The organism is Leuconostoc fallax KCTC 3537 (assembly GCF_000165675.1).
GTDB lineage: Bacteria > Bacillota > Bacilli > Lactobacillales > Lactobacillaceae > Leuconostoc_B > Leuconostoc_B fallax.
Map to the genome: position 1 here is coordinate 261,720 of NZ_AEIZ01000026.1, position 12,513 is coordinate 274,232.

A 12,513-nucleotide genomic window follows, 5' to 3' on the forward strand; every position below is an offset into this window, starting at 1 on the left:
TTTTTTATAAAAAATATTATATCATAAATATGGAAAGCGCTCATTATGAAAAAAACCTATCTCTATGTCATCATTTCAACATTTTTATTTAGCTCAATGGAAATTTCTTTAAAAATGGCCGGTGGTTCATTTAGTGGTATTCAGCTTAATTTTCTACGCTTTTTAGTAGGCGGTATAGCACTGCTCCCCTTTGCGCTTCATGCACTTAGCCGTGAGCATCAACGCATTCATTTGAAAGATATGGGTTTATTTGCATTCACCGGTCTCATTGCTGTAGTCGTCAGCATGTCCTTCTATCAAGTTGCCGTTGAAGTGGACAAAGCCTCAACTGTTGCGGTTGTTTTTAGTGCCAATCCTATTTTTGCACTTATCTTTTCATATCTTATTCTAAAAGAAACGTTGAGCCGATCAAATTTAATTGCGGTCATTGTATCAATTGTCGGTTTGCTAATTATTGTAAATCCAACACACTTAACAGATCCTTTGGGGCTTAGTTTATCGATTATAGCAGCATTGACATTTGGTTTATATTCTATTATTTCACGTTGGGGTTCTATGCGTCATCATTTCAATGGTCTGACCATGACAAGCTTTACATTCATATTTGGTGCGATTGAACTAGCCATCTTAATGGGTATCTCTCATATCCAATCAATTGCAACTGGTCTCTTACAAAATCCAAAACTCAGTGAATTCGCAAATATTCCTTATTTTTCAGGTATTACCTCAAGCAATGCTTTCTTACTATTATATATTTGCCTTGGTGTAACTGCTGGTGGATTTGGCTTTTATTTCTTAGCTATGGAAACATCTAATGTTTCCACAGCTTCGTTGGTATTCTTTATCAAACCCGCTCTTGCACCTATCTTAGCTCTGCTTATTCTACATGAAAAAATTACATTATCCACCTGGTTAGGTATTATTGTGATTGTGATTGGTTCAATGATTATGTTCATTGGTGACCGTTTTGCCAATCAAGATAATCCTATGCCACATGCACATCATTAAACATTTTCTACAATAAAAAACTTGCTGGTGTCGTTGACGACCCAGCAAGTTTTTTATTTAGCGTACTAATTTATCCCAAATCACAACCTCACCTTGAGCTAATGATTTTTGAACATCAATAATGCGTTGATTCGAACTACCGCGGAATTGTAAAGTAAGATCTTTTTTGGCTAATAGGAAACGACCATCAACTAAAATATCAATCTTCGATAATAACGCTTTCTTATCATCCGACTCAACTTGTAATTCATCCCAAGTATATCCCGTCCAAGACCAAATATCCTTATCGTGACCAAATTCGCGATGAATACGATCAACTAGCGCGATACAAACATTCGTATTGAGAAAAGGTTCGCCACCAAGCAACGTCAAGCCCTGAACATAACTTTGACTTAAATCTTGAATAATTTGATCTTCTAGTTCCTGTGTATAAGGTTGTCCATAATGGAAGTTTTGCGCAACCTTGTTATAACAACCTGGACAGCTAAATTTACAGCCACTCACATAGAGGCTACAACGTACGCCTTCTCCATCGACAAAATTAAACGGCTTATAACTTGCCACATAATCCATACTCAAGTCTTCTGCTAGCCATTCTTGTGGTTTAGGATTCTTAGGCTGTCGTACTCTTTTAGGTCGCTGACGCGGTGTGGCAGTCTCGATTTCTTCTGACATATTGTCTCCTAACCTTGGCGTGCTGCACTTGTGGCATCATTTCCTAAACTCATATGCTTAACACGTGTGACAATTTCCTTATGCCGACCATGAATCATTGGGCGTTTCTGTGGATTGCCTAGATAGCCACATGTTCGCTTCACAACATCACAAGTTTCAGGATTTGTGTTACCACAATCTGGACATTTAAAGCCACGTTCCGTAGGCATAAATTCACCCTTAAAACCACATTCGAAGCACTGATCAATTGGTGTATTTGTACCAAGATAACCAATTTTATCATAAGCATAATCCCAAACAGCTTCCAATGCTTTTGGATTCTGTTTCAAATTTGGATACTCACAATAATGAATAAAGCCACCGGAACAATACTTAGGGTAATCTTTTTCAAAGTCTAATTTTTCAAAAGGTGTCACTGGCTTGCGAATATCATAATGGAAACTATTTGTATAATAATCTTTATCTGTAATATTGGGTACTAATCCAAATTTCTCAGCATCTAAACGGCAGAAAGTATCTGTCAAACTTTCACTTGGTGTACCATAAACGCTGAAATGATAACCATACTCATTACCCCAGTCGTTACAGTGTTCCCAAAGATTTTTCACGATATTAACAGTAAATGCTTTGGCTTCTGCATTGTGTTCCCAATCGGGGCCATAGAAAGCAGCACCAACCTCATATAATCCAATATATCCTAAGGAAACTGTTGCTCGCTTATTTTTGAACAACTCATCAACACTCTGATCTTTTTCCAATCGTTTTCCAAAGGCACCAAACTGATACAAAATAGGTGCATTCTCAGGCGTCGCATCTTTAACACGATTAACCTTAAAGACCAATGCTTCTCGGCATATATCTAGTCTTTCTTCTAGAATTTTCCAGAATTTTTCCGTATCACCATTGGCTTCCAAAGCGATTCTTGGCAAATTAACCGTGACAACGCCAAGGTTCATCCGTCCTGCATTCACTTCTTTACCATTTTCATCATGCCAACCCTGTAAGAATGAACGACATCCCATTGGTGCTTTAAAACTACCTGTTAATTCAACAATTTTGTCATACATTAAGATATCAGGATACATACGTTTAGTTGCACAATCAACAGCTAATGATTTGATATCATAATTAGGTTCTCCTGGCGCGAAGTTTAACCCCTTTTTAATTGTAAAGACTAATTTAGGGAAGATTGCTGTACGCTTTTCTTTTCCCAAACCTTCTATTCGAATTTGTAAAATAGCTTTCTGTATCTCACGTTCAATCCAGCTCGTTCCTAAACCAAATCCAACAGTAGTAAAAGGCGTTTGTCCTTGTGATGAGTATAATGTGTTAATTTCATACTCCAACGCTTGCATGGCATCATAGATGTCTTTTTTGTTTGTTGCTTGGCATAATCAATTTGTTGTTCAGCATCACTAATCCATTGCTTAGACTCGGTAAGATGCTTTTGATAATTTTTTCTGCAAAAGGCGCCAACACTTCGTCAGTACGATCTGAAGAACAGCCGCCATACTGACTTGATGTTACGTTTGAAATAATTTGAACCATCTGAGCAGTTGCCGTTTGAATTGATTTTGGTGTTTCTACTTCAGCATTACCGATTGTAAAACCATTCGTTAGCATTTCCTTAAAATCAATTAAACAGCAATTTGTCATTGGACTATAAGGTTGATAATCTAAATCATGCCAGTGAATCTCACCCTTCATATCAGCGTTAGCCACCTTGGGTGGTAACATTTTCAACCCAATAGCTCTAGCAACCGCTCCAGCTGTTAAATCTCGTTGTGTATTGAAAATATGACTATCCTTATTGGCATTCTCATTCACAACTGCACTGTCTTTATTAATCAGGCGTTGAACTCTAACATTAACATCGGTTGCTTGACTCCGTTCAAAATCACGGCGCGCACGATAGTTAATATATTCCTCGGCTAAATCAAAAAAGTGATGTGCCAGCAATGATTGTTCAACAATGTTTTGAATTTCATAAATTTTAACATCGTCTGTAAACCGCTTTTTAACTTCTTCTACAACATCAAGCATGACATCTTCAAGTGCTGCTTCGTCGCTTGCGTTGCCCTCCCCCTGAATCTTTTGATTCGCCTTATTTAAAGCAACCAATATTTTATGATAGTCAAATGTGACACGCCGACCATCCCGCTTAACCACTGCTACATTGATTGGATCTGCAATAACTTTTACCCCGATTTCAGACACTAATACTACCCCTTTTCATTTATGTTATTGATGACATATATCATATCAATCAAACTACGGTTATTATAACGCCTATTTTTTCTATCCTCAAATATAAAGGTTCTGGTCTTTTTGTTAATTTTTTGTTAAATAATTAACTTGAAAATGATACATTACAACAGTTAAAAATGTGCTAAAATATTTAACACATTTTCCATGATTATTTGAATTGAGTATTGTATGATAGAATTTGTAAAATAAATAAGCTCATGATTAAGGATATAAACTATGAATGCTATTGTTGTTTATGCAACGATTACTGGTAATAATGAAGCTGTTGCAGATATTATTATTGACCAATTAAAATCACATGATGTTATGGTTACTAAATCAGAAATATCTCAAACTGAAGTTGAAGATTTACAAAATCAAGATATTGCGGTTGTCGTACCGTACACTTATGATAATGGCTCATTACCTGATGAAGGATTAGATTTCTACGATGATTTAGAATTTATTGATTTATCAGGAACAAAGTATGGCGTTGCTGGTTCAGGTGATTTGTTCTATGAAGATGATTATTGTGTTGCTGTAGATAAATTTGATACAGCATTGTCCAATGCGAAAGCAAACAAGGCTGCACAAAATGTTAAAATTAATCTCATCCCTGATAAAACGGATGAGGCACAACTCAAAAAATTTGTTAACGATTTATTAGCATAATAAAAAAGCCACTACTTAACGTAGCGGCTTTTTTTAATGCTTGTCATTAAATGTTCGTGCAACTTCATCTAATGTTTGAATATTTTCTTCAACTTCGTTGTCGTCACTCTCAATAGTGTCGCCAACAACCTTTGTTTTTATCTTACGATATTCAGCCATACCAGTACCAGCTGGAATAATCTTACCGATAATAACGTTTTCCTTCAAACCAACCAACGGATCATTCTTACCGCGAATAGCAGCATCAGTCAAGACACGTGTTGTTTCTTGGAATGATGCAGCTGACAAGAATGAATTGGTTTCAAGCGCAGCCTTAGTGATACCTAACAAAACTGGACGAGCTGTAGCAGGCACCTTGCCAGCAAACAATGCAGGTTCATTAGCGCGCTTAAAGTCTGCAATATCCATCAATGTACCAGGAAGCAAAGGTGTTTCCCCAGGATCCATAACGCGTACTTTACGCATCATCTGACGAATCATGACTTCAATATGTTTATCTGACACTTCGATACCCTGCAAACGATAAACCTTTTGGATTTCAGTCAACATGTAGCTCTCAGTTGTCAATGTATCAGTAACAGCTAACAATTCCTTAGGATCGATAGGTCCTTCATTAAGTGTTTGACCACGTTGAATTTCATCACCTTCTCCAACACGCATACGTGCAGAAAGTGGCAATGTATAAGAACGTGTATCTGTTTCACCTTCAACTGTTACGATCTTTGTGCGTTCAGCTGGATTCTCTTCGATAGAAGCAATGATTCCAGTAACTTCAGAAATTTCAGCACGTCCCTTAGGAATACGTGCTTCAACAATTTCCTGCACACGTGGCAAACCTTGCGTAATATCGTTTCCACCAGCAACACCACCCGTGTGGAAGTTACGCATTGTCAACTGCGTACCAGGTTCACCAATTGATTGGGCAGCAACTGTACCAACTGCTTCACCAACTTCAACATCTTCTCCAGTCGCCAAATTACGACCATAATCCAAGACTGAAACACCGTGTTCTGTTGTTGATGTAAAGACGGAACGAATCGTTACCTTATCAATACCAGCAGCAATAATCTTCTTGGCGATATCTTCACTAATCATTTCATTCTTTGAAATAATCTTTTCACCAGTTTCAGGATCAAATACCGACTTCATTGCATAACGACCCAAAATACGATCATATAACGGTTCAACAACAGAGTTGCCATCCATGATTGCTGAAACTTCTAGTCCACGATCAGTATCATTATCGTACTCACGCACAATAACATCTTGCGCAACATCGACCAAACGACGTGTCAAGTAACCAGAGTTGGCTGTCTTCAAAGCCGTATCTGACATTCCCTTACGGGCACCGTGGGTAGAAATAAACATTTCCATCACAGTCAAGCCGTCACGGAAGTTAGCAGTAACTGGCAATTCAATAATTTTACCACCAGGTCCAGCCATCAAACCACGCATACCGGCTAACTGAACGAAGTTAGAAATGTTACCACGCGCACCTGAATCCTGCATCATATAGATTGGATTAGTCACATCGAAGGATTCAATCAAACGATCTTGAATAATATCCTTGGCCTTGGTCCAAATTTCTGTCACACGTTGATAACGTTCAGAATCTGTAATCAAACCACGACGGAACTGCTTTGTTACTGTCGCAACTTGCTTATGGGCATCTTCCAAAATTGCTGGCTTATCTTTTAATTCAATAACATCTGTCATGGCAACCGTCAATCCAGATTGTGTTGATTTATCATAACCCAAGTCCTTCATGCGATCCAAAAGTAATGATGTTTCTGTTACTTTATAACGCTTATAAACTTCGGCAATAATATCAGATAAGAATCCCTTCTTAAAGGGACGTACAATTTCTTCATGTGCCAAATGATCATGAATATCTTCACCAAAGTTAATAAAGAATTCATCACTGATACCCTTAAAGTTATCTTCAGATGGTTCATTAATATAAGGGAAGTCTACTGGCAAAATTTCGTTAAACAACAATTTACCAACAGATGTAATCATAATCTTCTGGCGTTGTTCATCAGTAAATGGTTTTTCGTCAGGGAATGTCGATGTTTGAATTCCAATACGTGTATGATAATGCACAATCTTATTTTCATAAGCAATGCGTGCTTCTGCAACACTACTGAAAATCATACCTTCACCTTCACGACCAGCTTCTTCAGTCGTTAGGTAATAGTTACCAATCACCATATCCTGTGATGGCGCAACAATTGGCTTTCCATCCTTAGGTGCCAAAATGTGCCCAGCGGCAAGCATTAACAAACGTGCTTCTGCTTGTGCTTCATCAGAAAGTGGTACGTGAATGGCCATCTGATCGCCATCAAAATCAGCGTTATAAGCTTCAGTTACCAAAGGATGCAAACGCATTGCCTTACCTGAAACCAACACTGGCTCAAAAGCCTGAATTCCCAAACGATGTAGCGTAGGTGCTCGGTTCAAAAGAACTGGATGTTCTTTAATGACATCTTCCAAAACATCCATAACATCATTATCTTGACGATCAATCTTACGCTTAGCTGATTTAACATTACCGGCCAAGTTACGCTTTGTTAATTCGCGCATAATGAATGGTCGGAAAAGTTCTAATGCCATTGGGCGTGGTAGGCCCATTTGGTTCATCTTTAAGAATGGTCCAACATCAATAACTGAACGACCAGAATAATCAACACGCTTACCCAACAGGTTTTGACGGAAACGGCCTTGCTTACCCTTCAGCATATGTGAAAGTGACTTTAATGGTCGATTTCCAGGACCAGCAACAGGGCGTCCACGACGACCGTTGTCGATTAATGCATCGACAGCTTCCTGTAACATACGCTTTTCGTTTTGAACGATAATACCAGGTGCATTCAAATCTAACAAACGCTTCAGACGATTGTTACGGTTAATTACACGACGGTATAAATCATTCAAATCAGATGTAGCGAAGCGACCACCTTCTAATTGAACCATCGGACGCAAGTCAGGTGGGATAACTGGTACAACATCCATAACCATCCACTGTGGTTTATTTTCAGATGTTAAGAATGCTTCAACAATATCCAAACGACGTACAGCACGTACTCGTTTTTGTCCTGTGGCTTCTTGCAATTCGTGCTTCAAATTATCCGCTTCAGACTGTAAATCAACATCAGCTAACAAAGCTTTAATTGCTTCAGCACCCATGCCCGCTACGAAATCAGCACCGTATTGTACCTTTAATTGACGGTATTCGCGCTCAGTTAATAGTTGCTTCTTTTCAACTGGTGCATCTCCTGGCTCAATAACAACATATGAGGCAAAGTAAATAATTTCTTCCAATGAACGTGGGCTCATATCAAGCACTAGTCCCATACGTGAAGGAATTCCCTTGAAATACCAAATATGTGTAACTGGGGCAGCCAATTCGATGTGGGCCATACGCTCACGGCGTACCTTTGATGATGTAACTTCTACACCACAGCGGTCACAAACGATACCTTTGTAACGAATTCGCTTATATTTTCCACAAGCACATTCATAATCTTTTGTAGGTCCAAAAATACGCTCATCGAACAAACCATCTTTTTCAGGCTTAAGTGTTCGATAATTAATCGTTTCTGGCTTCTTTACTTCACCATAAGACCATGAACGGATCTTATCAGGAGAAGCCAAACCGATTTGCATACTTTCGAACTTATTAACATCGATAGCCATCTATTTGCTGTTACCTTTCTTCACTTATTCTGTTTCAGTAGTGTCTTCGTCAGACTCTACTTTGGCAAACGCAACTTTAACTTCGTCATCTTCTTGATTCAAAAGATCTGGATGTGTACGTGCTAACTTTTCCAAAGCATCAACTGGCAAAATTGAATCATCTTCATCCATTTGACGTAATTCAACTTCATCACCGGCAACATCTAGAACACGCATATCCAAACCAAGTGCTTGTAATTCTTTCACAAGAACACGGAATGATTCAGGAACACCAGGTCGAGGAATTGAATCACCCTTAACGATTGATTCATAGACCTTAACACGACCAGCAACATCATCAGACTTATAAGTCAAAATTTCTTGCAATGTGTAGGCAGCACCATAAGCTTCCAGCGCCCAAACTTCCATTTCACCAAAACGCTGTCCACCGAACTGTGCTTTACCACCTAATGGCTGTTGCGTAACAAGTGAGTAAGGACCGATTGAACGTGCATGAATCTTATCATCAACCATGTGGGCCAACTTCATATAGTGCATAACACCGACAGCAACTCGCTTGTCAAAGGCATCACCGCTACGGCCATCATAGACAACAGATTTACCATCAACTGGTAGTCCTGCTTCACGCAAAGCATCTTCAATTTCATCATCTGTTGCACCATCAAAGACTGGTGAAGCAACATGGATACCCAAATTACGTGCAGCAAATCCCAAATGTAATTCTAAGACCTGCCCAATGTTCATACGTGATGGCACACCCATGGGACTCAACAAGATATCAATTGGTGTTCCATCAGGCATATACGGCATATCTTCTTCAGGTACAACAACTGAAACTGTACCCTTGTTACCGTGACGTCCAGCCATCTTATCACCAACTTGGATCTTACGTTTCTGGGCGATATAAACACGAACCATCATGTTAACACCAGGTGCTAATTCATCACCGTTTTCAGGCGTATAAATACGAACGTTTTGGACAACACCACCACCACCGTGTGGGACACGTAATGAAGTATCACGTACTTCACGTGCCTTTTCACCGAAGATTGCATGCAAAAGACGCTCTTCAGCAGAAAGTTCTGTAACACCCTTAGGTGTTACTTTACCAACCAAAATGTCGCCATCATGGACTTCGGCACCAATGCGGATAATACCATTCTCGTCTAAGTCACGCAGTTGTTCCTCACCAGTGTTAGGAATTTCACGTGTCATTTCTTCAGGGCCAAGTTTTGTATCACGCGCCTCTGAATCATATTCTTCAATATGAATTGATGTATAAACGTCTTCACGAACTAAGCGTTCATTCAAAACAATGGCATCTTCGAAGTTATAACCTTGCCAAGTCATAAAGGCAATCAATGGGTTTTGTCCCAGAGCAAGTTCGCCTAATTCCATTGATGGGCCATCAGCAATAACTTGATCATCATCAATGTGTTCACCAACTTTAACAATTGGCTTTTGGTTATAGTTTTTACCACCGTTAGAACGGCGGAACTTCATTAATTCATACGTATCAAGTTGGCCATCTTCACGACGAATACGGATTTGACGACCATCAACATATTCCACTTCACCGGCGGCACGGGAAATCAAAGCAACACCAGCATCGTGAGCTGCCTTATATTCAATACCTGTTCCCACTAATGGTGAATGTGGGTCTAACAACGGCACAGCCTGTCGTTGCATGTTGGCACCCATCAAGGCACGGTTAGAATCATCGTTTTCCAAGAACGGAATCGCAGCAGTTCCAACAGAAACAACCTGTTTAGGACTCACGTCCATGTAGTCAATTTTATCAACGGGTGTTTCGATGTTTTCTTCACCGAAACGTGCCATAACTGTATCGTTAACAAAACTACCATCATCGTTCAAAGGTGAGTTAGCTTGCGCCACGATAAAGTTATCTTCCTCATCAGCTGTCAAATAATCAATTTTGTCGGTAACATTATGGGTTGTCCAATCAACACGACGGTAAGGTGTCTCAACAAAGCCATACTTATTAATACGTGCATAAGTGGCCAACGAGTTAATCAACCCGATGTTAGGACCTTCTGGCGTTTCAATTGGATCGATACGACCGTAATGCGTATAGTGCACATCTCGCACTTCAACACCAGCACGATCACGTGTCAAACCACCAGGTCCCAATGCAGACAAACGACGCTTATGGTTCAATTCACCCAATGGGTTAGTTTGATCCATGAACTGTGATAGCTGTGATGAACCAAAGAATTCCTTAACTGCAGCCACAACTGGACGAATGTTAATCAATTGTTGTGGTGTTACAGTATTAGCATCTTGGATTGACATACGTTCACGCACAACACGTTCCATACGTGTCAAACCAATACGGAATTGGTTTTGTAGTAATTCGCCGACTGAACGAATACGACGGTTTCCAAGGTGGTCAATATCATCAACTGAACCGATGCCTTCTTGCAAGTTCAAGAAATAATTCATACCTGCTAATATATCTGCAGGACGCACTGTACGGTTAGCTGCTTCAATATGACCATTGCCGATTAACACTAGTGCTTTTTCTGGATCTTCAGGTGATTCAATCTTAATTTTTTGTAGGATAACTGGTTCTTGCAAAACAGCATCCCCTGATGGTGTATATGTTGTCGTCTTGAAATCTTCACGTTCAAGGAATGGTGCTAATTCAGACATGACTGTCTTGTCTACAACAGTTCCCTTTTCAGCAATAATCTCGCCTGAATCAGGGTCAGCCAATGTTTCGGCTAATGTCTGTCCAAGCAAGCGTGTCTTGAGCGACAACTTCTTATTAATCTTATAACGTCCCACATTGGCCAAGTCATAACGACGTGGATCAAAGAAACGCGCAACAAGTAACGCACGTGAAGAATCTGCTGTTTTAGGTTCTCCCGGACGTAGACGCTCGTAAATGTCCTTCAATGACTCTTCAACACGTGAATCCGACATATCTTTGTGAACGTCTTTTTCCAGAGTCATGTTCAAAGCATCATATTGGTCAGAGAAAATTTCTAAAATGTCTGAATCAGAACCAAATCCTAATGCACGAACAAGCTCCGTCATCAAGAGTTTACGTGTACGATCGATACGAACGTTGGCAATACCTTTAGCATCCGTTTCGTATTCTAACCAAGCGCCACGGTTAGGAATCACTGTGGTACCAAAATGAGGACGACCATTCTTGTCAGTTTCTTGATTGTAATAAATACCAGGTGAACGTACCAATTGAGAAACGATAACACGTTCCGCACCATTGATAATGAATGTTCCTTGGTCTGTCATCAATGGGAACTCACCAAAGAACACATCTTGACTCTTGATTTCACCAGTTTCGTGGTTAGTCAAACGTAATGTCACATGTAGTGGTGCTGAGTAGTTCGCATCATGCTCACGCGCTTCTTCAATTGTATACTTTGGTTCCATCAATTTATAATCGACATATTCCAAAGACAAAGTACCTTGGAAATCATCAATTGGCATGATATCGCCAAACATTTCTTTAATACCTTCATCAAGGAACCACTTATAAGATGCCGTTTGAATTTCAATCAAATTCGGCACATCTAAGACTTCTTTAATTCGAGCATATGAACGACGCGTACGGTGCTTACCATACTTTACTAAATGTCCTGCCACATTTATCACCTCGTTTGTTTTTCACTGCGTTCTGTACATTACAATTTGATTACAAAATCAAAAATACCCCTTAAAAAGATAAGGTATAGGCACAAAAAAAGCAATCGTCGCTGTTTCCGCAGACAACGTTTGCCTCAACTATGATGAAATTCATGGACAATAGATCATGATTTTCGTATTTATTCGCAGTATTACTATGTTATAGTATACGCTATTTTGTAAAAAAATCAAGGACCTACTGGACAACACCATGTAAGATTAAATCAACTAATTCTTGCACTCTTGTTTGAATATCTTGCTGTGCATTTAAAGCATGAAAATCACCAAATATCGGTGCCAAGCTTGTGATATAGAAAGAACTCGCCATCTTAGGATCCACATGCTCACGCAAATGAACAGCCGGTTGAGCAAAGAAACGCGCAATGGGTCCGACATAATCCCGGCCGAATATTCGACCAAGACTCTGCTGACCAGAAGATGACAACGCCCCAAAGCTACCATGAATTAATGTAAACACATCACGTGGATGCTGCGTCCGAATAACAAGTGTCATCGCAACAAGTTGATCGATGGGCTCATTAT

At 39.6% G+C, this 12,513-nt stretch carries 5 protein-coding genes and 2 pseudogenes; 2 read left to right on the plus strand and 5 right to left on the minus strand.

The genetic code is table 11. From position 1 onward, the window contains the following. Window positions 1-45: 45 nt before the first annotated feature. Window positions 46-1,008 carry a DMT family transporter gene (locus LEUFL_RS10680; RefSeq protein ID WP_010008850.1) on the plus strand — a complete coding sequence of 321 codons (963 nt, stop codon included), beginning with the start codon at window positions 46-48 and terminating at the stop codon, window positions 1,006-1,008. Window positions 1,009-1,065: 57 nt separating this feature from the next. On the opposite strand, the gene nrdG is transcribed toward LEUFL_RS10680, so the two are convergent. Both nrdG and nrdD read right to left on the minus strand, forming a co-directional pair. Continuing rightward, window positions 1,066-1,683, minus strand: coding sequence for an anaerobic ribonucleoside-triphosphate reductase activating protein (gene nrdG / locus LEUFL_RS0108675; RefSeq protein WP_010008851.1), 618 nt, complete (start codon window positions 1,681-1,683; stop codon window positions 1,066-1,068). Window positions 1,684-1,691: 8 nt separating this feature from the next. Further along, a pseudogene (gene nrdD, locus LEUFL_RS12270) lies at window positions 1,692-3,900 on the minus strand (anaerobic ribonucleoside-triphosphate reductase). Between the two features lie 267 nt (window positions 3,901-4,167). On the opposite strand from nrdD, the gene LEUFL_RS0108685 reads away from it, so the two are divergent. Beyond that, window positions 4,168-4,602: a flavodoxin domain-containing protein gene (locus tag LEUFL_RS0108685; protein ID WP_010008853.1), complete on the plus strand. Its 435-nt coding sequence runs from the start codon at window positions 4,168-4,170 to the stop codon at window positions 4,600-4,602. A gap of 33 nt (window positions 4,603-4,635) precedes the next feature. Here LEUFL_RS0108685 and rpoC read toward each other — a convergent pair whose 3' ends face one another. From rpoC to LEUFL_RS12885, 3 genes and pseudogenes are all read right to left on the minus strand, one after another. Continuing rightward, on the minus strand, window positions 4,636-8,298 hold the full coding sequence (gene rpoC / locus LEUFL_RS0108690) for a DNA-directed RNA polymerase subunit beta' (protein ID WP_010008856.1): 3,663 nt from the start codon (window positions 8,296-8,298) through the stop codon (window positions 4,636-4,638). 24 nt (window positions 8,299-8,322) lie between these two features. Continuing rightward, window positions 8,323-11,931, minus strand: coding sequence for a DNA-directed RNA polymerase subunit beta (gene rpoB / locus LEUFL_RS0108695; protein ID WP_010008858.1), 3,609 nt, complete (start codon window positions 11,929-11,931; stop codon window positions 8,323-8,325). A 235-nt stretch (window positions 11,932-12,166) separates the two neighbouring features. Continuing rightward, window positions 12,167-12,513 (minus strand): annotated as a pseudogene (locus LEUFL_RS12885) (TetR/AcrR family transcriptional regulator); the annotation flags it as partial.